Annotated in this window: 24 protein-coding genes; 11 read left to right on the forward strand and 13 right to left on the reverse strand. The window is 68.7% G+C overall.

All coding sequences use genetic code 11. The features are described from left to right. Positions 1 to 2: 2 nt before the first annotated feature. The 10 genes from ACQEWB_RS31590 to ACQEWB_RS31635 form a co-directional block, all read right to left on the reverse strand. Positions 3 to 674 (reverse strand): 2'-5' RNA ligase family protein, encoded by a 672-nt coding sequence (locus ACQEWB_RS31590; RefSeq protein ID WP_432836954.1) that lies wholly within the window; start codon positions 672 to 674, stop codon positions 3 to 5. 8 nt (positions 675 to 682) lie between these two features. Then, entirely contained in the window at positions 683 to 1,648 is a 966-nt protein-coding gene (locus ACQEWB_RS31595; RefSeq protein ID WP_432836956.1) for an endonuclease/exonuclease/phosphatase family protein, read from the reverse strand. Positions 1,649 to 1,672: 24 nt separating this feature from the next. Beyond that, on the reverse strand, positions 1,673 to 2,893 hold the full coding sequence (locus ACQEWB_RS31600) for a bifunctional class I SAM-dependent methyltransferase/NUDIX hydrolase (RefSeq protein ID WP_432836958.1): 1,221 nt from the start codon (positions 2,891 to 2,893) through the stop codon (positions 1,673 to 1,675). Next, positions 2,890 to 4,350: a phosphotransferase gene (locus ACQEWB_RS31605; protein ID WP_432836960.1), complete on the reverse strand. Its 1,461-nt coding sequence runs from the start codon at positions 4,348 to 4,350 to the stop codon at positions 2,890 to 2,892. The genes ACQEWB_RS31600 and ACQEWB_RS31605 overlap by 4 nt, the downstream gene beginning before the upstream one ends. Further along, positions 4,347 to 5,420, reverse strand: a complete 1,074-nt coding sequence (locus ACQEWB_RS31610; RefSeq protein ID WP_432836962.1) for a phosphotransferase enzyme family protein — start codon at positions 5,418 to 5,420, stop codon at positions 4,347 to 4,349. Before ACQEWB_RS31610 ends, ACQEWB_RS31605 begins: the two co-directional genes overlap by 4 nt. Positions 5,421 to 5,684: 264 nt before the next feature. After that, positions 5,685 to 6,527, reverse strand: coding sequence for an SAM-dependent methyltransferase (locus tag ACQEWB_RS31615; RefSeq protein ID WP_432836964.1), 843 nt, complete (start codon positions 6,525 to 6,527; stop codon positions 5,685 to 5,687). Then, positions 6,517 to 7,686 (reverse strand): protein-L-isoaspartate O-methyltransferase family protein, encoded by a 1,170-nt coding sequence (locus ACQEWB_RS31620; RefSeq protein ID WP_432836966.1) that lies wholly within the window; start codon positions 7,684 to 7,686, stop codon positions 6,517 to 6,519. The genes ACQEWB_RS31615 and ACQEWB_RS31620 overlap by 11 nt, the downstream gene beginning before the upstream one ends. Next, on the reverse strand, positions 7,683 to 8,174 hold the full coding sequence (locus ACQEWB_RS31625; RefSeq protein ID WP_432836968.1) for a LuxR C-terminal-related transcriptional regulator: 492 nt from the start codon (positions 8,172 to 8,174) through the stop codon (positions 7,683 to 7,685). Before ACQEWB_RS31625 ends, ACQEWB_RS31620 begins: the two co-directional genes overlap by 4 nt. A 316-nt stretch (positions 8,175 to 8,490) precedes the next feature. Then, positions 8,491 to 9,312 (reverse strand): DUF6415 family natural product biosynthesis protein, encoded by an 822-nt coding sequence (locus ACQEWB_RS31630; protein ID WP_432836970.1) that lies wholly within the window; start codon positions 9,310 to 9,312, stop codon positions 8,491 to 8,493. A gap of 410 nt (positions 9,313 to 9,722) precedes the next feature. Beyond that, positions 9,723 to 10,148 (reverse strand): ATP-binding protein, encoded by a 426-nt coding sequence (locus tag ACQEWB_RS31635; protein ID WP_432836972.1) that lies wholly within the window; start codon positions 10,146 to 10,148, stop codon positions 9,723 to 9,725. Between the two features lie 678 nt (positions 10,149 to 10,826). Between ACQEWB_RS31635 and ACQEWB_RS31640 the strand changes: the two genes are divergently transcribed. The 6 genes from ACQEWB_RS31640 to ACQEWB_RS31665 all read left to right on the forward strand — a co-directional run bounded on the left by ACQEWB_RS31640 (position 10,827) and on the right by ACQEWB_RS31665 (position 16,581). After that, entirely contained in the window at positions 10,827 to 11,702 is an 876-nt protein-coding gene (locus ACQEWB_RS31640) for a helix-turn-helix domain-containing protein (RefSeq protein ID WP_432836974.1), read from the forward strand. Then, on the forward strand, positions 11,703 to 11,927 hold the full coding sequence (locus ACQEWB_RS31645) for a DUF397 domain-containing protein (protein WP_432836976.1): 225 nt from the start codon (positions 11,703 to 11,705) through the stop codon (positions 11,925 to 11,927). A 289-nt stretch (positions 11,928 to 12,216) separates the two neighbouring features. Beyond that, positions 12,217 to 13,617: a helix-turn-helix transcriptional regulator gene (locus ACQEWB_RS31650; RefSeq protein ID WP_432836978.1), complete on the forward strand. Its 1,401-nt coding sequence runs from the start codon at positions 12,217 to 12,219 to the stop codon at positions 13,615 to 13,617. Next, positions 13,614 to 14,501 (forward strand): phosphotransferase, encoded by an 888-nt coding sequence (locus tag ACQEWB_RS31655; RefSeq protein ID WP_432836980.1) that lies wholly within the window; start codon positions 13,614 to 13,616, stop codon positions 14,499 to 14,501. Before ACQEWB_RS31650 ends, ACQEWB_RS31655 begins: the two co-directional genes overlap by 4 nt. 459 nt (positions 14,502 to 14,960) lie before the next feature. Next, a complete protein-coding gene (locus ACQEWB_RS31660; protein WP_432836982.1) occupies positions 14,961 to 15,434 on the forward strand; it encodes a TrmO family methyltransferase domain-containing protein in 474 nt (157 codons plus the stop codon). A 34-nt stretch (positions 15,435 to 15,468) separates the two neighbouring features. Continuing rightward, entirely contained in the window at positions 15,469 to 16,581 is a 1,113-nt protein-coding gene (locus ACQEWB_RS31665; protein ID WP_432836984.1) for an EcsC family protein, read from the forward strand. Between the two features lie 11 nt (positions 16,582 to 16,592). Here ACQEWB_RS31665 and ACQEWB_RS31670 read toward each other — a convergent pair whose 3' ends face one another. From ACQEWB_RS31670 to ACQEWB_RS31680, 3 genes are all read right to left on the reverse strand, one after another. Beyond that, entirely contained in the window at positions 16,593 to 17,243 is a 651-nt protein-coding gene (locus ACQEWB_RS31670) for a peptide deformylase (RefSeq protein ID WP_432836986.1), read from the reverse strand. A gap of 24 nt (positions 17,244 to 17,267) precedes the next feature. Then, positions 17,268 to 17,519: a hypothetical protein gene (locus tag ACQEWB_RS31675; protein ID WP_432836988.1), complete on the reverse strand. Its 252-nt coding sequence runs from the start codon at positions 17,517 to 17,519 to the stop codon at positions 17,268 to 17,270. A gap of 283 nt (positions 17,520 to 17,802) precedes the next feature. Next, positions 17,803 to 17,991, reverse strand: a complete 189-nt coding sequence (locus ACQEWB_RS31680) for a hypothetical protein (RefSeq protein ID WP_432836990.1) — start codon at positions 17,989 to 17,991, stop codon at positions 17,803 to 17,805. Between the two features lie 793 nt (positions 17,992 to 18,784). Between ACQEWB_RS31680 and ACQEWB_RS31685 the strand changes: the two genes are divergently transcribed. From ACQEWB_RS31685 to ACQEWB_RS31705, 5 genes are read left to right on the forward strand one after another with little or no spacing between them, the layout of a single operon-like run. Continuing rightward, positions 18,785 to 19,900, forward strand: coding sequence for a hypothetical protein (locus ACQEWB_RS31685; protein WP_432836992.1), 1,116 nt, complete (start codon positions 18,785 to 18,787; stop codon positions 19,898 to 19,900). A gap of 46 nt (positions 19,901 to 19,946) precedes the next feature. Continuing rightward, entirely contained in the window at positions 19,947 to 21,203 is a 1,257-nt protein-coding gene (locus ACQEWB_RS31690; protein ID WP_432836994.1) for a cytochrome P450, read from the forward strand. After that, positions 21,200 to 22,483: a hypothetical protein gene (locus ACQEWB_RS31695; protein WP_432836996.1), complete on the forward strand. Its 1,284-nt coding sequence runs from the start codon at positions 21,200 to 21,202 to the stop codon at positions 22,481 to 22,483. The genes ACQEWB_RS31690 and ACQEWB_RS31695 overlap by 4 nt, the downstream gene beginning before the upstream one ends. Beyond that, a complete protein-coding gene (locus tag ACQEWB_RS31700; protein ID WP_432836998.1) occupies positions 22,480 to 23,655 on the forward strand; it encodes a glycosyltransferase family 9 protein in 1,176 nt (391 codons plus the stop codon). The genes ACQEWB_RS31695 and ACQEWB_RS31700 overlap by 4 nt, the downstream gene beginning before the upstream one ends. Positions 23,656 to 23,714: 59 nt before the next feature. Next, positions 23,715 to 25,430: a carbamoyltransferase family protein gene (locus tag ACQEWB_RS31705; RefSeq protein ID WP_432844119.1), complete on the forward strand. Its 1,716-nt coding sequence runs from the start codon at positions 23,715 to 23,717 to the stop codon at positions 25,428 to 25,430. The last annotated feature ends 65 nt before the right edge of the window (positions 25,431 to 25,495 follow it).

Consider the following 25,495-nt stretch of genomic DNA (forward strand, 5'->3'; position numbering starts at 1 on the left):
GGTCAGGAGCGGTTGGCTCTGCGGCCCAAGGACACCTCCTGGATGCGTTCGAACGTGTAGGTGTGGCGGTCAGGGTGCTGGGTTTCCATCACCAGCCACACCGAGTCAACGCGGGTGGACACGTGATGGCGGGCGCGGCGCAGCAGGGCGGAGGCCAGCGAGTCGGCGCGGTCCATCTGAGCGAGGTAGTGGGTGTCGACCTTTCCGTAAGCCGCCGACATATGAGGGAAGTACGCCTCGGCGGCCTCGGGCAGGACGAGGCCGGCGTTTGACAGACCGGCCCGTGTACGCAGGTTCAGGTGCAGCGGCGGATCGGCGGGCACGTCATGGGGCCAGATGCGAGTGAGCACCGCGCTGCGGCTGAGGGCGACCGGTCCGATGTCGAGCGTGAACGGTTCTTGGTCGGCCAGTTCGGTGCGAAGGGCGTCTGCGGCGTCCTTGAGTTGGCGGGGGCCGACACGCTCGTCGGCATAGTCGTGCGACATGGCGCCCTGGATGGTCCAGTGCAGGTCCTCGTCGGCGATGGGGGCCACGAGGTCCTCGTACGGAGCGAGGACCTCGCGTACCTCCCCGAAGTAGTCGATCACCTCGGGGGGCGGCAGCCACAGCACATGCGGGCGGACGCTGTCCTCGGTGGGTGCGCCTTCGGCGCGCCACCGTCGGCTAGCACTCATGAACGCCTTCATGCTGCTGTCACCTCCAGCTCGTGCAGGGCGAAGTCGGCGGTGACCAGCAGGTGGTCCGAGGCGGCCTCGGCGTCGGGGCCGTAGTGGGTGAGGTGCGCGCGAGCGGTGGAGGCGACGTTCTCGGTGACGCGGAGGGTGTCGATGCGGCGCCGGCCGAAGTCGTCGGGGCGGCCCTTGGCGTCCATCCAGTGCCCGCACGACCACTGCCACTGAGTGTCCAGGACGGCGGCGGTATCCCGGAGTCCGCCGGGGTCACGGCGCAGGAATTCCCCGGCATCACGGTTCGCCAGCTTGGGGGCGTCGGGGTTGCTGGGGTCGAATGTGACCTGGTAGCGGAGCTTGGAGTGGTTTTGCTCCAGGTAGGGCTCGGGATCGTAGTACGAGCCGTCCGGGCGGCGGTCGGCACTGATCGAGTTCCAGTCGGCCGCGACCCCGCCGGCCACGTCCGGCTCCTGGAACACAGAGAGCACGCGGTGGGCCTCCTGCAGGCGCCGCTCCGGGCGGAAGGGGTCGGCGTGGTACGAGCACCAGCGAGTGGGCATTGTGCCGCCGGCATGGAAGTCGGCCATGGTCAGGCCGTGCCAGAAGTCGCTGCCGCCCTCGTACGCCCGCAGGCTGCCGGGCACCGGCTCGACGTCCTGCGTCCACAGCAGGCCGACGTGAAAGCGGTTGGCACTCGCCCCCGGCGACTGGCTGGCCAGGGCGGGGATCGCCTTCTTGCCGCGGGCCGGAGTCGCTTCGCACATCAGGCCGGTGTCCTGGGCGAGCATGCGTAGCAGCCGCCGGGCTTCGGTGTGGGTGGGGCCGAGGAGTTCTTGGACGCCGAGGATGCCGGTGCGGTTCTGGAAGGCGGCGCGGATGATGCCGACGATCAGCTCGTAGCGGCGTTTTTGCTCGGGCGTGGTCGGTATCTCAAGGTTGAACAGGTTGTACGTGCCGAATCGGAACAGCGCCGATGTCACGGCGGACTCCCTCTTTCGTCGTGGTCAGTGCGTGGCCAAGGCGGACGGGTGGACACACACGGGGTAGCGGTGGGCGGGGGGATGGTCGATGGGCAGGTCGGGACGCCAGCAGCTCAGGACCTGGGCGGAGGGTACGAATAGCGGGCCGGGAAGAGCGTCCAGGCGGTGCCACCGCCATTCCGCGACCACGTTCGGTTCCCTGGCGGTCGGGGTGCCCTCGAAGCGGCGGACCAGGACGGCGGCGGTGAGGCGGTTGAGGCTGTGCCGTGCGTCCAGCAGCAGCGCGAGCACTCGGACGTCCCCGGGGTTGGCGACGAGCCCGGTCTCCTCGGCGAGTTCACGGATGGCGGCTGTCTCGATCGACTCGCCCGCGGAGCCTGTGGCGTCCACCTTGCCGCCGGGCAACTCGAAAGTGCCCAGGCGGTGTTGGCCCATCAGCACGTGGCCGTCCGGGTTGGTGACGATGATGCCGACGCCTAAGGCGGCCTGCGCGAGGGGCGGGCGATGGCTGCGCTCCTGTGCCGCGATGCGGGGTGGGGCGGTGTGCTGATGGCGGCGGGCCTGGATGAGCTGGACTACCACCGGGTTGTCGGGGCCCGGGGCGTGCAGGAGGACGGTGGACTCCACGGCGAAGCCGTTCTCGGCCAGCAGCCGTTCCCACACGTCGGGGGCGAGAACCCACATCTGCACCGGGATCGGCGCGGTCTTCGCCAGCCGTACCTCTCCGTGGCGGGCAGTGACGGTGGTGGAGGGGCCCTCGTTGAGGTCGGTGTGCAGGACGGAGAAGACCAGTCGTCCGTTCGGCCGGATCCCGTCCCGCAGCACGGGCAGCAGCCGGTACGGGTCGATGTAGGACAGGCCGTGCACGGAGTAGACGAGGTCGTAGGGCTCGGCGTCGCGCAGGTGCGCCGCGGCGTCACCGAGCAGGAACCGCACACCCGGCAGTGAGGCGAACCGGTCGCGTGCGCGCTGCTGTTGGGTGGCGGAGAGGTCGATGGCGTCGACGAAGGCTGCGTGGTCGCGGGCGAGATGCGCGGCGTGGATGCCGGTGCCGGAGCCGATGTCCAGCAGTCGGTAGCCGGCGACGTCGCCGAGGACGCCTGTGCCGGGGCCGGTACCCCAAAAGCCCCAGTCGATCTCGGCGACTTCCGGGGGCTGATAGCTGCGGTCGAGCTGCCGGCGCCCGTACTCAAGCCAGGCATCCGCATTCACCGCTTCCGGCGTCAGGGCATCGGATGTGGTCACACTGCCTCCTTCTGGAGTCGGTGCAGGGTGCGGTGGCCGCGTTCGACGAGTTCGGGGTCGCCGTGTGCGGTGCCGTACTGGATGCCGCTGAGCGCGTCGAGCGCGGACAGGCCCTGCAGAGCCTGGGCTTCATCCGGCGACACCAGGCGGCCGTAGCCGTCGAAGAAGGCGGCCTGCCGGGCAGGGGCGTTCGCCCAGGTGTCGGCGATGCGGATGAAGTCACTGACGAGGGGGCCGACTTCGGCCCGTTCCCAGTCGATCAGGACCAGCACCATGCTGTCGTCGAGCAGCAGGTTGCGCAGCTGGAGGTCGCCGTGGCGCGGGCCGTGAGGAATGGGCGGCAGGGTCGTCAGGCGCTGGGCGAGGCAGCGGATCAGCTCCTCCTCGCCGTCCTCCAGGAGTCCGTCGGCCGCGGCCAGATGGCGTTCCAGTTTCGCCAGGCCGCCCACTGCCTGCGCCATCATGGGCGGCTCGCAGGAGTGAAGGGCGCGCAGCAGTTGGCCGAGCTGGCGGTAGACCGCCTGCCAGGTCGGCTCGCTCAGCTCGGCGCCGTGCAGATTGATGCCCGCCCGGGCGGTGACGACGGCAGCGAGCTGGTCGGGGTCGGCGGCCACCAGCTGGGGCGCGTGCTCCCGGCCGAGCGCCGGAACCCACTGTCGGTAGGCCCCCACCTCGCGCCGGTGGAACCTGCTGTTCTGGTGCACCTTGAGGAACCAGACGCCGCCGCCACGGCCGGTCACCTTCCACACGCAGGAGCCTTCGCGCGCCCATGACGAGTCCATGGCTCCGACCAGCGGGCCGATGGCCTGTTCGGCGAAGTCAGCGAGCTGATCACCGAGCACAGCGCGGGCATCCGGTGCCCGGGCCGGCAGCGGATACAGACGGACGGGTCCTGCCGGGGCGTAGGCGATGGGGTCGTCCGGCTCCTGGAGGTGAAGGGCGGCGGTGTGGCCGTCGCGGTACGCCTCCAGGCCGGCCCGGCAGTAGGCGACCATGTCATCCGGCGGTTCGCTGAGCGGGAACCAGCCCAGTTCGGAACAGCGGTGCGGCTCGGCGATGCGCGGCACTCCGAACCACTGGGTGACCTCGAAGAACCAGCCGGTGCGGTTCTCGCCCCCGGGCGAGCGGTGCTGCATCACCAACGCGAACCGGACGTGCTCTGCTCGGATGAGGATCCCGAGTTCCTCCTCGGCCTCCCGGATCAGCCCGGTGACCACGTCCTCGAAGTCGCCGTCGAGGTGCCCGGAGGGCATGTGCAGCAGGCCCGAGGCGTAGGTGTCGCCCGCCCGCCGGCTCAGCAGCACCTCGCCGCCGCGCCGCAGAATGAGATGGACGTCGACCGGTTCCCGGTGGCGCGGGCCCGCCGAGAGCTCCAGGGGGACGGGGGCGTTCTCGTGCCCCGTGCTCTGCTGGACGCCGGACTCGCCGTTGGCTTGATCGTGTCCGCCGGGCTTCATCGTGCACCTGCCGCGGCGTGGATTTCTTCTTCCAGGAAGTCGAGCTGGGGGAGCACCCGGCGGGTCATTACGTGTCGTTGCTCCCAGTAGCGCAGTACGTCCCCGACGTCGTAGGTGCCGGGCTCGACGTAGTGCTCGTACAGCCCGAACAGCGAGTGCAGCGCGTGGACCAGGGCCATGCGCGCGCACGCGACCAGGTCCTGGCCGGGCAGATACGGGTTCTCCTCCCGGTAAGCGGTGATCAGAGCGAGGGTGACGGGAACCCAGTCGCTCTCGCTCGCCACGGTCCGCGGGTCGAGGGCGATCCGGCCCACCTCCCACGCCGCTGGCCCCGTGCGCGCGTAGAAGTCGATGACCGCGGCCACCCGGCCAGCCGGGCTCAACAGCACGTTGGGCGTGGTCAGATCGGCATGCAACGGCTGCCGCACAGGAACGGCCGGAAAGCCCTTCCGCAGCGAATCGGCGTGGGCGAGCAGGTCCTGACGACGCTCCTCCAGCATCTGCGCATGCGCCGCGGCTGCCGTGCCCTCATAGTGGGCGAGAACGTCGCGAAGCCGCTGGTAGTCGGTGTCGAAGCGCTGCTGGCCCGCGTCGGTCCACCAACGGGCGGACAGGACCGGCAGGGTGCCGGGGGAGGCGGCTAGCTGTCGGTGAAGACGCCTGATGACGGACCCGATCTCCTCGGCCAGGGAGATCGTCAGGGGCCAGGCAGAGGCCGGGGCGCCGTCGACGTAGTCCTGCACCGTGACGAGGCGGCCGTCGTGCCGGGCGAAGGGCATGCCGTTGAGGCCGAGCCAGAACCGCGGCACCGGCAGTCCCCCGCTGCGGGCGAAGCAGGCCAGATGCGTTGCCGCCCGTACCTTGGCCTCGGCCTGGCCGGGGCGCATGGTTTTGACGAAGACCTGCCGTTCGTCCTCGAGTACGGCGCGGTGGTTGACGGTGTCCGTCCCGGCGCGCACCCGCGTCACCGCGGTTGCTCGCGCCCCGAAGCCGTGGAGCAGCGCGGCGTGTACGAACTCGCTCTGCGCCGTGTCCTCCCCGCCCTGATGCGAGGCCGTCTGCCCGGTCACCGCCGGCCTGCCCGACGGGGGTGCGTCCGGAGCCGACACGCGTCCGGGCAGCAGGGCGCGGCATCAGCTGACCGCCCCACAAAGTGGATTACGGCAACGCGCGGGAAGGCGCGGGTGTTGGGCATGCGGATCTCCGGGGTGCAGACGTGACGTCCAGCGTCAGTGACCGCGACGCCCGGGTGCCCGTCTCCGGACGTCACGGAGTCTAGCCGGGACACCATGGGAAGTGGGCTGGTCACCGGCTTGATCACGCCGGTCCGCTGATCAGACAGCGCGGCCATGCGCGGACTCCTTTCGGGCGGTACCGGCGTACGAGGCGGCATGGGGCGGGACCGGGTATTCGAGGGCCAGTGTCTGTGGCGCGGTCAGGCCCGGGGCGGTCAGTTGCCAGCCGTCGAACAGCCGGGCGATCTGCTCCTTCGTCCGCAAGTGGACGGGGCAGCCGGCCGTCGTCATGGTCTTGGCGAATCTGCGCACGGGCTTGCCGGAGACGTCGGCGCTGGCGTGCGTGATGACCAGAGCGCTGCTGGTGGCGGCGACGTGTTTGTACTGGTCGACGAGGACGGTCAGGGGCTGCGCCGTGGCGTCTTCGATGTGGTGGAGCACGCTGCCGAAGAGAAGGATGACCGGTTCTCGCCAGTTGATCGTCTCCAGGATTTCTCGCGAGGCGAGGATCGACTCGGGATCGCGAACGTCGGCGCACAAGCTCTCGACGACTGCGGGCGCCTTGCCACCCATCATTTCGTCGGCGTAGGTGTGCACCAGCACGTCGTTGTCGATGCACACGGCGCGGGCGTCGGGATGAATGCGGGTCAGGACATCCACCGGCGTTGGGGCATGGGGCAGGCCGCAGCCGAAGTCGACCAGCTGCCGGATGCCCGCTACGGCCAGGGCCTGCACCATCCGGAGCACGTACAGGCGCTCGTGGCGGACGGCGCTCTCCAGGAACGGCATCCGGTCAGCCGCCCGAAGGGCCCCGTCCCGGTCGACGATGTAGTGGTCCCGCCCGCCGAGCAGGTAGTTCTGCATCCGGGCGCTCGACGGCCGCGACTGCAACTCGGCGACCGCACCGGAGGAGTGGAGGAGCATCGGGTGATCAGGTCGCATCTCGATCCACCCCGCCGGTGAACGTATGGAGTTCGGGCAGACGCCACGACGGACCGTCCGGTGCGCCGAGCCACAGCGTGTGTTCCGTCTCCGTGATCGTCACGCCCAACTGCTCAACCTCTGGCTCTCCGGCCGCGTGCCACTGACCGAGCGCGTCGAACAGATCGGATCCGAGATCACGCGGTCCCCACTCGTAGATGCGAGGGGAGTGGAGGAAGACCACTGCCCGAGACGCCTGGTGGTCATGAATACGCAGGCGGTCGGCAACCTCGCCTTCGAGCTGCGCAACGCCGCGCACGACCTGCATCCGAAGGTCGGGGCGAAGTAACCCGGCGAACAACCGGGCCGCCGGCCGTACGTGCGCCCCCCTCGTGTCCAGGGCTTCCGACGCCCTCGGGCTGCCCTGCGATTCGACGGGCATGCCCTCGCCGGGGCGGTGCTCGCGCAGCCACACGGTCTGCGGGGCTGGTCCAGCGTGGAAACGCCCGCTGGCCGACGCCCCGTCGCGCGCCACGGTCAGGACGAGCAGGGTGCTGGATCCGCCCAGAGCGGTACGGACGGGCAGGCACAACCGGCCCCCCGGACGAACCCGGGTGACCCATTCCCACGGCACACGACGTACCGCACGATGGGACAGAAGCCCGTGGAACGCGCCCGCCGGCCCCAAGACCCCGGCGTCCGGCCCGCTGACCACTCGGACCCGCGGGTAGGGGCGCAGGCGCTGCCGGGCGATCTCGGCGAGACGCTCGGTGTCCGCGACCGTCACGACTTGGCCGCCCTGGAGGCGGTGGTCCAGCAAGGCTGCCGTCCAGCCGCAATCCGTGCCGATCTCGGCAACGGCCGTTCCCGGCACTGGAGCGAGCGCGGCCAGGCGTGCCGCAACGTCTTCTTTGGACGGGATCACGCCCGTGACGAGGCCAGGGCCGCCCTCCCCACCGTCATCGACGTCGAACACGAGCATCTCGGAGCGATGGACGAACTTCGCCCACTCGCCGGCGTTCTTGTTCCGGTCCACCCTGCGCCAGCGGCCACCTCGGTGCGTACGGATCACGTGGGGCACGAAGTCCTGTCGCCGATCGCAGGTGAACACGTCCCCCGCGTGCTGGTGAACGCGGCTACTGCCCGGTCGCAGGCTGCCGGCCTCGACGCGGGCGTTCATGACTGTCCTGCCACGGCGACGACGTCTCGGGAGCTTTCATGGCCGGTCGCGGGTCCCAGGAGACGGAACTGCCACCCCCGCGTGACCGCGTGCGCGGCCGAGGAGGCGCCCAGCGCCCGCAGCAGGCGTCGAGCGTCCTTGCGCACGTCGTCCAGCGGACGCTTCTCGTCGGCTGCGATCTCCTCGACGGTCTTTCCGCCGGCGAGCCCTGCCAGGACGGTGTGCTGCTCCTTGGGCAGCTCGACGACGTAGTCCACAGGCCCGGGGACGTCCAAGTGCCCGTGACGGTAGGCGAGGTCCACCATGCCCGCCCGCTCGGAAGTTCCCAGCTTTCCGCCGATCCGGAGGATGTACGTCTTGACCGTACTGTCGGACACTCCCATGTCGCAGGCCGTCTCTGCGGTCGTCCTTCCCTGAGAGATGCCCAGCAGAGCCTCCCGCTCCTGAGAGGAAAGCGGCGGCGAGATGGTCTCGTCCGGGGCCGGCATGGTCGTACTCCTTCGGTGTTTGTTCTGGCACAGGCGTCGTCTTATCGGGGCCGGCCCACTTTGCTGGTCGGCTGGTTGGGGCGTGAGCTAAGAACCGCCGTTGAGCTGCAGGGCGAGTTCGGCGAGGACGTAGACGGTGGGCAGGCTGATGGCGGTAGCGAGGAGGACGGCGCCCCGGTGCTCGCGAGCCTGTTGCCAGCCACGTCGAACGCGCCCTGGAGCCGGCTCGTCTTTGCGGGGTGAGCCCGAATTCGGTGGTGAGGCCGGAGCACGGTGAGTCCGCTGAGGGGGCGCCGCGCGATAGGACCCGGTCATGTCACTCACCGTCCCGCGCGCAGTCCTGTTCGGCGTAGCGCAGCAGGGTCTCGGTGTGGACCGCGAGACGGTATGCGTGCTCCCTCGCCGCCTTGAGCCCCTCTCCCGGAGCGACGTCGCGGGCCTCCTGCGAGCGTTCGATCGCCTCACCGCATGCGGACCACCCTCGACTCCCGCCGGGGAGCGATTCCAAGTGGATCGAGACGTATGGGACGAGCGTCGTGACGTAGCCGCTGAGCGCCTTTGTGACCGCCGCGAGGGTGTGCGGATGCGGGTACACCCCCGCCTGCTCCCAGGACTTCGCCGCACGAATGGCTTCGCGGATACGCATCGAATCGAACCCGGCGCACACAGCCCTGCCCCAGCCATCGACAACGTCGTCAGAGGCGGCGACAGCAGGAAGGACGGCGAGCAGCTCCCGCCCGACCTCGGACATCCGCCGGTGCAGGGACGCCGCACGCACGGCGTCGCCGGGAATCTCTTCGTCGAGTAGGGCACGCACGCGTACGACCAGTCGATCATCTTCCAGAGGAGGCTCGTTGGCATCGACGGGAAGGACTGCTCCGAGCAGTCTCATCAAGTGGCCGCGCATGAGCAGCAGTTGGACGTGTCGCTCGTCCGGGTCTTCGCTGACGGAGGCAGTCTCGGCGAAGACCAGTCTGGTCAGTTCGCGATGAAGGGTCTCCTGCACCGCGAGAGGCGACGGCCCGGGGGCCAGCGTCGACAGAACGGCCCTCAGGTCACGGTCCAGTTCCTGGAATGAGCCCTCCGGCCAGGACGCGCCCTCCACTTGCCCACCGCTGGCCGTGGGGGCCGAGGTCATGGTGCGAGACATAGGGGCAACTCCACTGGCTGGGTTCGAGGTTGGCGATGAGAGCGTCGCCTCGGCGGCCCCCCAAGAGGAGCCGCCGAGGCATATCGAGCCGCCACTCGCCGACAAGGGCGGTTCGTTCAGGGGAGACACAGCGCTGCGAGCCACACGGGAATCGTTCAGGGAACGCGGAGACACCGGTACCGCCCCACAGGACCCGGCCGGGACGTCCTGGGACGTCCCGTTGGGCGGATCAGTAGGGGACTCGAACGTTCGGACAGACGCGGGCTGTTGAGGAATGGGCGTCTCATGGCGCACGCCGGACGCCTCCGAGGTCTGGGAAGGAGGCAGGGAAGCAGGTAATGGATGAGGCATCGTGTTCTCGATCGGGAAGGGTGAGCAGGTCGTGTGCTCGCCGTGGTCTACGGAGTGCTGGAGCGCGAGAGGGTGAACCACACCTGCTTGCCGCTGCCGTCATGAGCTACCTCAGCGCCCCACCGGTCGCTCACCGCCGCGACGAGTGCCAGGCCGCGTCCGCCAACGGCGAAGCCGCTCGCCACCCGCGGGTCAGGCAGAGAGCGCGATGAGTCGGTGATGGCGATGCGAAGCGTGTCCGCGGCGCAGTCGATCTCCACCGATACGGTGTCACTCGCGCCCGAGCTGCCGTGTTCCACGGCATTTACGAATACCTCGTTGGCGGCCAGCAGCGTGTCGTCGACCATGTCCAGCCAGCCCCACGTGGCGAGATGCTCCTTGAGATGCCGCCGGACATCGCCGGCGTGCTTCCCCAGCGCGGGGAACTCCAGGTGCATGGTGCGGGACCCCTGCATCTGAGCGGCGAGCCTCATGCCTGCCTCCCGGTCAGCCTGGCGGTGGAAGAGTCCAACGGCACCGCTTCTCTGAGGCTTCGATCCCGGTGGGTGTCAGAGGTGGGACGGAGTTGCGGCTGGGGCGCACTGGCGCCCGCCTCCGGCACCACGCCTCGCAATCGACCGACGAGCAGGAGTCTGCGATGGGCGTGTTCTCGGGGCGCGGGCTTGGTGCCCGAGGCCGCGAAGCCGGGCAAGGGCGGCCCGACACGGACCAGCGGAGGAAGAAGCACCCGCGCCCGTGCGGCTTCGAGACCGCCTGCATCCAGCTCACCCCACGTGTCTCCGGCCAGCCCCGACCTCAGCACGTGTAACCGGCTGAAGTTCATGGGGCGGGTGGATTTGATCGGCTGCGCTGTGGGGTGCATCGCCAGTCCTTGTCGCAGGTCATGGACGGTTACTCCGCTCACGCTGTCCTCACGCACCGTCGTACGGCACGTGCGCAGCGTGCAGGATCGCAACGCTAGGATGGCACATGATTTTTCAACATGAAACCTCATCTATGAAATTTCATGCCCGCGAGTGCAGAATGAACTTGCCTGCCGGTCGTGCGAGTTGATGAATCTGGCGGGGTGCACGGCGGCTGGCGCACATGCACGTTGCCAACTGTGGCGATGCACCGAGAGACTGGGTGAAACCAGGTAGGGGAGGTTCACGGTGGCAGGAGACGTCGAGGCGGGATCGCCGGCTCTGTGTCGGCTCTACCTGGGCATTGAGCTGCGCAAGCTGCGAAAGGCCAAGGGGTTGGTGGGGCAGGAGGTCTCCAACCTCACAGCGTGGTCGCCCGCGAAGATCACGCGGTTCGAGACCGGGGACAAGCCCGTCGAGCCGATGGATGTTCGCGTCCTGTGCCAGCTGTACGACGCCGACGCGGAGACGACATCGCGTCTGGAGGGCTACGCGTTCGTTACGAAGACAAAGAAGGACTGGTGGCAGTCTCCTCAGTACCGGCCCGTCATTCGCCCCGGGTTCGACGCCTTCCTTGGCTTGGAGGCCATCGCCACCGAACTGCACGAGTACCAGGCCGAGTTTGTGCCAGGGCTCCTGCAGACCGAGGAATACGTTCGCACAGGTCATGCTGCTGTTCGCCAGCACCTGCCGGCGGATGAGGTTCAACGCCGCGTCGAGGTTCGCTTGTTGCGACAGGAGATCCTCACTCGCAGCGATCACCCGCTGAGGCTCACCGCCATCGTGAACGAGGCCGTGCTGCGCCGAGTCGTCGGGAGCCCTGACGTAATGAAGGGCCAGCTGGCTCACATGCTGGAGGTGGGCCGACTCCCCAACGTGACGCTTCAGGTCGTACCGTTCAGTGCTGGAAGCCACCCCTGTATGGGCGCTCCATTCATCGTCCTTCAGTTTCCCGACCCTGTGATCAAGCCGATCGTCTACATGGAGAATCTGGTCACCACTGTCGTGACCAGCAAGGCGGATGATGTCGAGAAGTGCGAGGTTGCCTTTCGCGACCTCGGCAACATCGCTCTGGGGCATGACGAGTCCCTGAGCATGATCGAGAAAGCACGCAAGGAGCTCTAGATGCACATCCGGGCCACGGACCTGACCGATGCCACCTGGTTCAAGTCCAGCCACAGCGACAACGATGGAGGTGCTTGCGTCGAGGGGGCCCGCCTGGCAGACGCCAGCATGGCTGTTCGAGACTCCAAGCTCCCGGCTGGTCCCGCGTTCCTCGTTGAGGGCCGCGCGTGGATGACCTTCACCAATGCGCTGAAGGTCGGAGACTTCGACCTGCCGCGCCAGTAATTGATCAACCTTTCTGTCTTCGGCCCTGCGGCTTCCCTGGAGTTGCCGGGCCGAAGGTGTTTCCGCAAGTGTGGGCACGCCGATGCGCTCAGCCGCGGCAGGCACGGCGTAGCGCATCGCGAACCTCCCCGTGCCGTTACGAGTGGAACCGAAGAACGTCGGCTCCCCGGTGGGGTATCGAAGGGGTGAGACCATTCAGCCAGTACCGGAGCGTCGGGATCCATAGGGGCAATCGGACAATCGCGTGTCGCGGCGTGTTGTCCGATTCTGGAGTCGGGAGGGGCAAGGCGTGACGCGTCAGCCGAAGCCACTGGATGACAACGACTCGATGCTCGCCTGGTTCGGTGTCGAGCTACGTAACTGGCGTAGAGAGCGGCGCCTTACGCAGGACGCCCTCGGGCTGAAGGTGCACGTCAGCGGCAACTACATCGGGAAGATTGAAAAAGCAGACCGGCTCTGCAACCCGCAGTTAGCCGCGGCTCTGGACGACGCCCTGAATGCTGGTGGTGCCTTGCGTCGACTGTGGGACCGGGTTGAGAAGGACTTGGACCAGCGCCGTCTTGAATCGGACAAGACGCGGACGAGCGGCGAGCCTCTCACAGCACAGACGGTCGTTGGGGGCGAGCTGCCGCCTCCTGCTTCCGCTCCCCGTGATCGTCCCCTGCCGCCTGTCGAGCGCCGGTCCTTCCTTGCCCTGGGCGGCGTTGCCGTTCTGGCGGCTACATCGCGGATGGACCGGGCACTGCCCCCACTGGCGAGCACCCCGCTCCCCACTTCCGTTCGGCTGAAGGACGTGGAAGAGGTACGGCTCGCCTCTACCTCCTTCGCGAAAGCAGACAACCGGGCAGGAGGCGGAGGACTTGCCCGCGAGACCGCCATCAGTCAGCTGAGGTGGGCCGCCGGGCTCTTGAAGGTGAACCGCCCTCCTGGGCTGGAGGGTCCGCTGTTCACCGCGGTCGGGAGGCTAGCGACAGCCCTCGGTGCATCTGCTTTCGACGCGTACGAACACGATGAGGCACGTGCGCTGTTGGAGTTCGGCACGGCCTGCGCGGAGGCCGGCGGTGACTGGCATCTCCGTGCCACGTCACTGAACTGGCGTTCGCGGCAAGCAACATGGTGCGGGGCACCCGATGCTGGTCTCACACTCGCTGAACATGGCCTTGTCAGGTCCGATCTGCTGACGCACCGAGAGCAGGCGATGCTGCACAATGCGCGCGCTCGGGCTCTCGCCAAGATGGAAAGGGTGCAGGAGACCCTGGCCGCTGTGGGCCACTCCGACGACATCTTCGCAAACGCACGTGACGACGAGGACGTCGTCTGGATGCGGTACTACGACCGGGCTCAGCACCACGGAGACACGGCACATTCGCTGTACGACCTCGCACTCCTGACCGGGCGTTCGCCCGGTTGTGCAGCCGAGCGGTTCCGTATCGCCATCGATGAGCATGCGCCGAGGTTCGTTCGCTCGCGTGCGATCTCTGGGACCAAGCTCGCCTCGCTCACCATGGCAACGGGAGATCCAGTGGAGGCGGCGGCGATCGCTCACCGTGCGATGCAGGATGTCGGCCGCGTACGGTCCCGGCGGACGGCCGACGACGTGCAGGAGCTGGTCAATCTTGCCCAGGCTCATAGAGAACAGCCAAAGGTGGCCGAGCTGATCGAGCGGATCACCACTACCGTCCTCTCATGACCCAAAGCCGTACTGAGGCATCGCGCACCGTCCTTGAGGCAGCAGTCGGCATGGCGGATCTGTCGGCTCGCGGGGCGGAGGTGATTCGCTTGAGCGAGAACGAGCTGTGGCGCTTGCCCGGAGGCGTCGTTGCCCGCATCACTCGTGCTGGACAGCAGGCCGCGGCACGGCGGGAGATCGCCATCACGCGATGGCTTGCCGAACACGATGTGCCAGCCGTGGTGCCGCTCGCCGTGGAACAGCCCGTCTACGTGGGCGAGCGAGCGGTGACCTTTTGGCAGGAGCTTCCCTCTCACCGGCAGGGCCGAACTGCGGACCTGGCGTCGCTCCTTCGTGGACTGCACGGCCTTCCCGTTCCAGCCTTTGAGGTTGGCGACCTCGATCCCTTCGTACGCGTCGAGACCCGGCTGGCCCAAGCCCGCAGCCTCCCTGGCGACGATCACGCTTGGCTGTTGGCTCGACTCGCCGAGCTTCGGATCGCCTGGGCCGAACTTTCAACTGGGCTTCCCCGCTGCATCGTTCACGGCGACGCCTGGAGGGGCAACGTCGCCGTCATCGCCAACGGAAAGAGCATTCTGATGGACTTCGAGCGCGCCTCTGTCGGCCGACCGGAATGGGATCTGACCTCGACGGCCGGCGCGCTCGACACGTTCGGCTCCATCTCCCGCGACGAGTATCTGGCCTTCTGCCGCGCGTACGGACACGACGTGAGGACCTGGGACGGCTATCCGGTGCTTCTTGGCATACGTGAGCTTCGCCAGGTCTCCATCGCAGTTCTGCTCTCCGAAGGAAACCCGGTGGTTGCCGAACAGGCCCGGTACCGGATCGCATGTGTACGGGGTCAGCGCGGGCCTCGCCCCTGGGCGTGGGAAGCGGTCCCGTAGCCTCGGTCGCGTTGAACCGAAGCGTGGGCCCGCGAGGAGGCCAGCGAATGGCGCTGGCGCAGAGACCGCTTCCAGAAGGGCGACTTGTCTCGTCGCGCGGATCCGATCTTTGATCTTGGCCTGCGGCTCAATCAAGGAGTGCCGGCGCTTCGTGCGCACGCGGGGAACAGCGTTCCTGCCGGCGCACGCGGTGACCCTGGGGCACGCGGGCGCGACGCAGATCGCACAAGGTGGCGTCGAAGTAGTCTGCGTGACTTGAACCAGCGTCCCGGACGCGATGGAAGTCGGGATCTACTTCGGCCGCGCGCGGCAGAGGGCCCTTGAGATGCGACAACTTCTGTCGCCCTTCCCGAAATGTGGCATCCCAGCGGTGGCCGTGCTCGACGCCGCGGCGTTCACGTATCTGGCCCAAGTAGATTGATCGCAACCGTCGTTGAGGTAGAGCTGAAGGGCCGGACCATGACTTTGGAGATCAAGCCGATCGGTCAAGTTGTTGCGGGCCGTGCGGAGGTCGCCGATGACTATTGGGGCGGCGTCGAGTCGGTAATTCAGCTTGACGAGGATGAGTTCCCCCTCGACTCTGTGCAGGGCCTGGATGAGTTCTCTCATCTGGTGGTCGTGTGGTGCTTTGACCAAGCGTCCCGGGGCGACGTCGAGTACCACGCCCGCCGCCCGCGTGGGAACACACGGTGGCCGGCCACAGGCACCTTCGCGCACCGCAACCACCGGCGCCCCAATCAGCTTGCGCAGTCCTTTCCCCGCCTGCTGGAGGTCGACGGTCTTCGTCTGCGGGTGATCGACCTGGATGCCGTGGTCGGCACCAAGATTTACGACCTGTCTCCGTTCTTCATCGAGATGGGGCCGCGCGGCCCTGTTCACGAGCCCGCGTGGCCCGGCGAGATGCTGGAGAACTACTGGGCAGAGAGGGGCTGATCCGCGCGGAGGTCTTGGCCACTACCATCGCGGCATGGCAGATCCCTCGGAATACGAGCTCGCGGCCTGGCGTGACATCCAACGTTTCAAGGGCCGCCCACTGTCACGAGTGATGAGAAACGCCGGCGAGCAAGTGGCCACCGGCGCCGCGGAACTCGGCAAGCGTGCCGCGAAGTACCTGGAGAGCCACCCACGTGCCCAATCGGTGGTTTCGCGTGGACAGGAAATCGCAGCCAAGGGCGCTCACAAGGTCAGCGCCGGAGCTCGCGGAGCCGCCGACGCCCTCCCGGACTGGAGCGGCGCTGCTTCTCAGTCCGTACGGAAGACGGTGGGACGGGTCTCGCGAGCGGGACTCTCCTCCAAACGGGTGGTGGTGCGCCACAAGAAGCGCGGACACGACGTTGTCTCACTGGCCGACCTGCGCCACCTCGACCTCCAGCAGATCGACGCTGTCCGTGGACGAGCAGCGAGTTGGTACTACCCGGCCGGCGCAGCGCTCTCGGGAGCGGGCGCGGGACTGGTGATCTCCGGAGGACAGCTCGTCATCGCCGCCTCCGCTGGTGCCGCGGCAGCGCCTTCGGGAGGTGCGATCGTCGGCGCGTTTACTGCCGACACCGCAGTCGTCCTCGGACTCGCGTCCCGCGCCGTTGGCCAGGTCTCGCTGTTCTACGGCTACGACCCCGAAGAGCCTGCCGAGAAGCTCTTCGTGATGTCTGTCGTCAACGCCGGGACGGCGAGCTCGGCAACCGCCAAGAACGCCGCGATGGCCGACATCTCGCGGCTCACCCAAGCACTCTTTCGCGGCAAGACGTGGAAGACCCTGAACGAGGCGGTTGTCGCCAGGGTTTCCACGCAGTTCGCGAAGGCGTTCGGCTTTCGGCTCACCAAGGAGGGACTCGGCAAGGCCGTACCCGCAGTCGGGATTCTCGTCGGGGGCACCCTCAACTGGACCACTCTGGAGGGGATCGTCGACGCCGCCGAGCTGGCCTACCGGCGGCGGTTCCTCCTTGAGAAGTACCCGCATCTCGCCGACGAGGAGGCATCCGGTTCCTTTCCTGATGTCGGCTCGGACGTTCCGGACGACGCCGGCGAGGCGATTAGTGTGCTAGGCGAGCTCGCCGAGGCGGGCGGACCTGATCTCCGCTGAGCCAGCGATGTTCACATGCCTTCTGGCGGTCCGAGACGTGCGTGCCGCTCGGGGTCCTGCGTCTTCCACTCGTATGACCAGGCCCGGCCGGTGGCTTCGGCCGTCGTGCGGTACTCCTCGACGGGAATTGGGGCCACGCCGGGCCGTACCCGATTCAGCAGTAGAAGACCGCCGAGATGATCGATCTCGTGTGCGATGAGCCGAGCTTCGCCCCGTTCATAGACCGTGGTCGCGGTGCTGCCGACAGGCGTGACCGTCTCGACGGTGATCTGCAGGGGCCTGGGGACCGGGGTCCGTACGTCGAAGAACGACAGACACCCTTCGAACTTCTCGTCCATCTCGTCGGAGGCGGCAGTAATACGTGGGTTGAGGAGCACGATTGGGTCCGCATTGGGCGGCTGGACGACGGCTGCGGCCCGGCTGATTCCGATCTGCGGCGCAGCCAGGCCCAGGCCCTTGCCGGAAAAGTCGTGCGCGCGGCGGATCCGTTCCATGGCGTCGAGGAGTTGGCTGATGACCCTGTCGGTCGTCTCCCGCTCATCAGGGAGCCCAAAGGGGCGGGAGGTCTCGGCCAGAATGGGGGCACCGTACTGGACGATGCCAAGGTCACGCATCTGCTGGCTGGGTCGCACCGGATCAACTCTCCCTTCATCGGTGGTCATTGGGATTCTGCCCCACGGGACGGGTCAAGGCGGCTCGTTGCGGTTCCAACGGTCAGTGACGGCCAGCGGCCTTTCTACGCCAGCGTGCAGCAGGCGGGGGCTGGGAACCCTGTGGTGGGTGAGGAGGGTGATGACGGCGGGTTCGCTGGCGGCACGGGCCGGGTCACTGGAGCGCTTGAGGATGTACGGCTTGCGTGCGCCGATGTACCAGGCGAGGTTGGCCTGGTCGGTAGTGATTTCGGTGGCGCCGTCGGGGACCCGGCCATTGATCCTCACGGTCAGGCGATGTCGCCGAGGTAACGGGTGAGAGGCTCGCCGTGGGCGAGGTCGGCGATCGGGCCTGGCAGGCCGTGGGGCAGCAGGTTGAGGTCGGGCACTTTTTCCGGCTCCACCCATTCCAACCCGGTCTGCGCGTCGTCTTCGGCGTTGCCGCCGAGCCAGCCGGGGGCTCCTTGGGGCCGGCACAGGAAGATCGCTTCAACCCGGTGGTCCTACGGGGCGCCGCCGTGATGGGCGCCTATGTACTCGCGTAGCCAAAGTAGGCGCTCGGGCGTGACGTTCAGGCCGGTCTCCTCGTGGACCTCGCGGCGGCCAGGGTGCCGAGGGCCTCGTCGGGGTGCTGGCCGCCGCCGGGAAGGAAGTAGCAGTCCTGTCCCTCCCAGTGGGCGCGCTGGAGCAGGATTCGGCCGTCATGGAGGACGACGGCCTTGGCGGCGTTGCGGACAGTCGTGGTGCCGGTTTCAGCCATGAGGGCTCCCTCTGTTACTCGGGGTTGAAGGTGTTCAGCGTTCAGCCTTACCGAAGCCGGGGCGGCGTCCGGTGGACGTGGCCCAGATCAGCCGCCAGGGCCCAGCCAGCGGGACGAAGGGCTAGAAGGGCCAGCCGTGACGAGCGCGATCGGACGCGCTGGTAAAGCGGGGCGCTGGCTCGGTGGTGGCGGGCAGGATAAAGCCCTGGTGCAGAGCCGGTACTACGGCGAGCAGCCGGGCGGTGGTGGCGGAGCCGTGCAGCAGACACCAACTGCGGCGAGGCCGGTTCAGAGCGGGCTTGCCCACCAGACGCTGGCCACGGCGGCGGTCAGCATCGGGGCGCCGATGAGCCAGGCGGTTTCGTCTCATGGTCCTTGCCGGACAAGCCAGATAGACTCGCCGGAGTCCGGCAACGGGCACCCGGGTCGTCGCGGTCATAGGCGGCAAGTGGATTGATTCGTCGTCCCCTGGGAGGCCCCGTCATGCTGTCCACGGCGGACCGTCGGCTACTGAGCGGAATCCGCTCTGCTGACTCGTCGAGTGTGCCGGTGTCTTCGCCACCCTCAAGGCGAGCATGTGTTCTCGCTACAGCTCCTAGGCCATCGGAATGCGCGGGCGTTGCGTATCGCAGTGTTGTCGTCTGCCCGGTTCGTATCCACTGGGCTGGTGGGTTCGAGGCCGTCTTCCCAAGCATTGAATCTTCGGCTCTTCTGAGGATTCGTGACGGCTGCGCCGCGCTTCCGGTCCGCGGGCAGACCCGACTGATCGACCGGGGATCAAGGGGGGCTCCACATGCCTGAGTACGCGCTCGACTCGCCGGTGACGGTGAAGGACTTGCGGCGCCGGATCGGTGATCTGTCCTTACAGTTACGCACTTCGGGGACGCAGGCAAAGCCGGCGGAGCCTCGGTTCGTAGACTTCGACATGATTCGGCTGCCGGACGGTGAGGTTGTCGGCCGGAAGAAAGTGATCGTCATGTCTGGCGGCTGCTCGGTGCCGACCTGCACGATGTGCCCTTTCACCAACCTGAACAACTACGGCATTGACGGTGGGACCTCCCGCGAGAGCCTGCTGGATCAGGTGCAGCGCACCCTGGCGCGGGCTGAGGGAGAGCCACCGTACGAGGTGCTCTCCCTCTACAACGACGGCAGCTTCTTTGCACCGCGAGAGATCCCGCGGGATGTCCAGGTGGAGATCGCCAGGCTGGTCGCGGCGGCCGGGGTGAAGCGTTTGGTGGTGGAGTCGCTGCCGCAGTTCGTCACCGAGGGGGTGCTTGCCCCGTTCGTCCGGGCGCTGGGCGAGGTGCGACTGGAGATCGGGATCGGCCTGCAGTCTGCGGACGTATTGGTGCGCGAGACGCTGGTGAACACCCGGATCTCCCAGCTTTCCTTCGAGCGCGCCCTGAGTGTGATGGCCGACCAGGGGGTGGATCCGAAGATCTACCTGATGGTCAAGCCGCCGTTCCTGACTGATGGCGAGGCGGTGACCGACGTCGTGCAGTCGGTCGACTATCTGACCGGGCTCGGGGTGAGCGGGATGACGCTGTGCCCGACGCGGGTGTCACCGAATACCGTGGCGTGGGAGCTGTGGCAGGCGGGGCAGTACACGCCGCCGAACCTCTGGACCGTGGTGGAGGCGATACGCCGGGTCCACGAGCGGCTCGCGGTGCGGGTGGCGTGTGTGAACCTGCGGGGCACCGACTTCGAGTCGGTGTTCCCCGACGCCTGCCCGGCCTGCGCGGACCGGGTGGTGGACGCCTTGATGCGATTCGGGGAAACAGGCCAGGCGGACGACCTGCCCCAGGACTGCGCCTGTCGACCGCCCCTGGAGGTGACGGGGCTCGACCACGCGGCCATCACCGCCCGCGCGGCGCTGCAGCTGACCCTCGTGGAGCGGTCAGGTGTCTGATCAGGGGGTCACACCTGCCGCCTGCGGGTTACCCCCGCACCACACGGTGCAGCGCTTCGACCGGGACCCGCTGGGCGCCATTGAGGAAGGCCACCGTCAGTACGGGCCGGTGTTCCGGATGACGGTCGACGGCAACGAGACGGTGCTGGTCGGCACCGGGGCGGGCCTGGGTGAGCTGTTCGCCGGCGAGCGCGGTCGTCTGGAGGTGCTCAACACCCCGCTGGTGCATGACCTGTTCGGCCAGGCCCTGTTCAATCTCTCCGGCGACGGTCACGCCGAGGCCCGTCGTCGGCTGCGTCCCGCGCTGGGGGGTCGGGCGTTGCCCGGCTATGTGTCGTCCCTGCTGGAGGTGACGGGCCCAGCTGCGGAACGGTGGGCTCAGCACGGCGTCGCGGACCTGTATGTGGCGGCCCGGGCTCTCACCGGCGAGCTGAGCGCCCGGATTCTGCTCGGCATCGTTCCCGGGGAGGCGGACGCGGCCGTGTTCGCGGCCGTCTTCGAGCGGTTCGTCGCCGCGACCGGTGCCCCGTCGGGACGGGATCGGTTGATGACCGGCCGGTACTGGGCGGGGCGCGCAGCCCGTCGGCGGCTGCATGCCCTGTTCGCCCGGCGGGCGGCGGGAATCGTCATGAAGCGGGATCCGGGCTCGGCGCTGGCGGGGCTGGTGACCGCGTTCGAGGATGCGCCGCAGGCGGCGGGGCCGCTGCCCCATCATCTGCTGGCGCTGCTGATCGCGGCGCGGGAGACGACGGCGAGCCTGATCACCTGGTGTCTGGTCGAGCTGGCCAGCAACCGGGAGGATGCGGCGCGCGCGCAGGCGGAGGCGCACACGGCAATGGTGACGCCGGGGGTGCTGGCCCGGCGGGATGAGTTGCCTGTTCTGCGGGCGGTTCTCGCCGAGACTCAGCGTCTGCACTCGCCGAACCTGCTCTCGATGCGGGAGGCAGTATGTCCGGTGGACCTGGGCGGCTACCGGATTCCGGCCGGCACGCGGGTGGCGTACTCCCCGTCGGCCGGGCACTTCGACCCCGAGGTCTTTCCGCAGCCGTACGCTTTTCGCCCGGGCCGGTTCCTCGACGGCGAGGCCCGTGGTGCGCGGTTGTGGGCGTTCGGCGGGGGCGCGCATGCCTGCCTGGGCCGGCCGCTCGCGGAGCTGATGGCCCTCGCCACCATGGCCTCGGTCCTTCATCGGGGCGTGCCGCGTCTTCCCGGCGGGCTGCCCGGACGGATCCGCTACCGGCCCGCCAAGGCCCCGCTCATGGCGGTGCCGCTCGTCATCGACCGTCAGGAGACCGCTGCGTGACCCGCACCCCGTCCGACGCGTTCACCCCCCTGCGACAGGCGGCAGCCCACCACGAGGCCGCTCGGCACCGGCTGCATCTGGTGCCGAGCGAGAACGGGCTGTCGCTAGCCGCCCGTATCCCGCACCTGATGGAGGCCGCCGTGCGCTACGCCTTCCCCGGTTCCGACGGGGGAGGCGAGAACTGGGCGTGGCCGGGACGGCAGGACCTGGTCGCCATCGAGCGGGCTGCGGCTGTACGGCTCGGCGCGCAGATGGGTGCGCGGCACGTGAACCTCAAGCCGGTGTCAGGGGTGTCGGCGCTGACAGTGGCGCTGTCGGCGCTGGCCCGCCCCGGGGAGGTGGCGTTCAACTGGGCGGAAAGGGACGGCGGCCACGGCTCGACCCGCTTCATTGGCACTCGGCTGGGCCTGCGTATGAAGGACCTGCCCATCGACCCGGCCTCCTGGACCCTAGACCTGGCCGCCCTCGCCCACCGGCTGGCCGGCGGGCCGCAGCCGGAGCTGGTGTACCTGGACGCGTTCATGTGCCTGTTTCCCGTCGACCTTCCCGGGCTGCGCGAGGTGGTCGGCTCCGACACAGTGATCCACTACGACGCCTCCCACACTCTGGGCCTCATCGCCGGCGGCGCCTGGCAGAACCCGCTCGTGGAAGGCGCGGACAGTCTCGGCGGCTCCACCCACAAGACCTACCCAGGGCCACACAAGGGGCTGCTGGCCACCAATGACGCCGGACTCGCAGCCCGGCTTGATGAGCACGCCTCGCACTTCGTCTCCCACCACCATCCGGCCGACGTCGTCGCCTTGGCCGTCGCCGCCGCCGAGATGGACGCCCACGGCGCCGCCTACGCGCTGGCCACGGTCGCCAACGCCCGCCGCCTGGGAGCGGCGCTGGCCGAACGGGGGTTCACGGTATGCGGGGAGAAGGGCGGCTTCACCGACTGCCATCAGCTGTGGATCGACATCGCCCCGCTGATGGCCGCCGAGGACGCCTCCCGTCGGTTGTTCGAGGCGGGGATCGTCGTCAACGCGATCCCGCTGCCGCACATCACCGCTCCGGCGGGGCTCCGCCTGGGCGTGCAGGAGGTGTCCTGGGCCGGGATGGGCGAGGCCGCGATGGACGAGCTCGCCGACATCTTCACCGACGTGCTGCGCGACGGCCGGGAGCCGTCCGCCCTGGCGGCGCGGACCCGGGCCCTCGCGGAAGCACACCAGCCTGAGGGGGCAGACGAGCGGGTCCTGCACACGGCTTTGGCAGCCCTCGAAGCAGGAGGTGGTGCGTGATTCCGGAACAACTCCCCGCCCGGGGCCTCTTCCTCGGCCCCGTGCACACGACGGACACGTTCGAGATCCGCCCGGACTGCCGGCACTTCGCCGGCGGGATGCCGTGCCGCCAGTGGCGGCCCTGTCACGGCTGCCCGCACCACGACCGGGTCGACCATCGGGTGCTGATCGTGATGCTCGGCCTGCTGGGGGACATGCTCATCGCCTCCCCGCTCCCCGCGCGGATCCGCGCCCAGAAGCCCGGCGCGCACATCACCTGGCTGGTGGACGAGGCGTGCGCGCCGATCCTGCGGATGAACCCGTACGTCGACGAGGTCCTCGTCCACGGTTGGGAGGCCGCCGCCCAGCTGCCGTCACGCCGCTTCGACGCGGTGTACTCCTTCGAGCGAACCCCGTCCGCGGCAGCGCTGGTGGACCGCATCGACGCCGGGCACAAGGCAGGGCTCGCCTTCGGCGGCCCCCACCACGCCCTGTATCCGATGGGCGAGGCGGCGATGCAGTTCTTCCGCCAGAACACCTGGAACGACTACCGCACCACCGGCAACCAGCAGACGTGGACCGAGCTGTACTTCGCCGTCGCCGGATACGAGTACGCGGGCGAGCCGTACATCCTTGACGTACCGGAGGCCGCCCGGCGGCGCGCGGCCGGGCTGCTCGGGGAACGGACCGGCCCCCGGGTATGCCTGAACCTGGGCGGGTCCCTGCCGACGAAGCTGTGGCCGGCCCGGCACTGGGCCGAGCTCGCCGACGCCCTCATCGACCACGGGGCGCAGTTGGCCCTTCTCGGCGGCCCGAGCGACCGGACTGCGTGCGAGGCCCTGCTCCGACACCTTCGGATGCGGGGCGCCGACGAGTCCCGCGTGGCGTACGCGCCTCTCAGCCTGGAAGAGGCCGCCGCGCTGCCGGGCCTGGTCGACGTGATGGTGACCGGGGACTCCTTCGGCTTTCATCTCGCCCTCGCGCACCAGAAGCCGACCGTGCTGCTGCTCGGGCCGAGCAATGGCGCCGAGGTCATTCCCAAGCACGTGGCCAACGTGACCGCACTGCGCGCTGCGCTTCCGTGCTCGCCGTGCGCTCACCAGGTCGCCTGCGGCGGAGTCGGCGGCTGCATGGACACCATCGACATCCCGACCGTCTTCAAGGCAACCATCGAGCACCTGACCACCGTCTGAACCCGCCCCCACGCCGGGGCGCGTGGGTGGCCGCGAGAAGGAGCACCACGTTGGGAATCGTGCTGGGGTTGGGCGGCCCGTACTACCACGACGCCTCCGCCTGCCTGGTCATTGACGGCCGCATCGTCGCCTTCGCCGAGGAAGAACGGTTCTCCCGCCGCAAGCACCACAAGGACTCTCGCTCCTGCGCGGTGGCCGCGGCGTACTGTCTGTCCGAGGCCGGCATCTCCCTCGACCAGGTGGACGAGATCGCCATCGCCTTCAATCCCACCTGGCCCACGCCGAGCGAGGTCTGCAGGGACGCCGAGCTGATCGCCGAGCTCCTCAATCCCGCCCTCTTCGGCCACCACCGGCCGAAGCAGGTCACCGTGATCGAGCACCACCTCGCCCACGCTGCTTCGGCGTTCCACCCTTCCGGGTTCGACGAGGCCGCCGTGCTGGTGGTCGACGGCTCCGGCGACGGCATCTCCGCCACCCTCGCCCACGGCACCACCAGCGGCTTGAAGGTCCTGCGCCAGTTCCCCTTCTCCCAGTCCCTGGGCTGGTTCTACGAGACGGTCGCCGAACATGTCGGGCTCGGTGACTGGACGAGTTCCGGCAAGCTCATGGGCTTGGCCGGCTACGGCAATCCGGACCGCTACACCCTGGACTTCCTCACCCCACGCGCCGGGGGCTACCACCTGGACCTGTCCCGCTACGGAATCCGCCCCGACGAGGCGGTCGACGACCAGTACACCGACCTGCGCTACTACCGTCGTCTCAAGGCCGCGTACGCCACCGCGTACATCGACCTCGGCATCCCGCGCCACCACCGAACCCGCACCTACACCTGCGGACGCACCGTGCCCGACACCGGATACCTGCCCGAGCATGCCGACCTCGCCGCCTCGGCACAGCACCTGCTGGAGCAATGCCTGACGGAGCTGGCCCGCGAAGCCCTCACCCTCACCGGCGCCTCGCGCCTGTGCGTCGCGGGTGGCGTCGGCCTGAACTGTTCCGCCAACGGCCACCTCGCCTCCCTGCGCGGCGTGGACGAGCTGTTCGTCCAGCCCGCCGCCGGGGACGCCGGGTGCGCCATCGGCGCAGCTCTTGAGGCTGCGGTGCGCCGCGGCGACCTGACACTGCCCGGCGCGGCAATGACCACCGCCGCCCTCGGCCCCGCCTTCAGTCCGGGCGACATCGCCACGGCCCTCACCGACTACGGCCTGGCCTTCCACGACCATGGCGACGACCTGCCGACCGTGGTAGCCAGGCACCTGTCGCTCGGGCACACCGTCGGCTGGTTCCAGGGGCGCATGGAGGCAGGCCCCCGCGCGCTCGGCAGACGCAGCATCCTCGCCGACGCCCACCACACCCGGGCCCGCGACCACATCAACAACCATGTCAAGCACCGGGAGCCCTGGCGGCCCCTCGCCCCTGCCCTCCTCCAGGAGGCCGCGCCCGACCTGATCGGCACGAACGTCCCCCACCCATTCATGATCGTCGCCAGGCAGGCCACCGAGTCCGCACACCAGATGATCCCGGCCGCCGTCCACACCGACGGCACGCTGCGCCCGCAGACCGTCGCCCGCGACGACGCCGACCCCTATGCCTGCCTGCTCTCCTCGTTCGCCGAGCAGACCGGCCGTCCGCCCGCGCTGCTCAACACCTCCTTCAACCACGAGGCCGAGCCGATCGTGTGCACCCCCCGCGACGCGGTCGCCACGTTCGCCGCAGGCCCGCTGGGCGTACTCGCCATCGGACCGTTCCTCATCCGCAAGGACCGGCCTAACTGACTGTCCGACACCATCCGTTCACGGCCGGTAGGTTGAGAACCGGCCCCGTGGCCCTCATCCACATC

Source organism: Streptomyces sp. CA-249302 (assembly GCF_050936785.1).
In the GTDB taxonomy this organism is placed as follows: domain Bacteria; phylum Actinomycetota; class Actinomycetes; order Streptomycetales; family Streptomycetaceae; genus Streptomyces.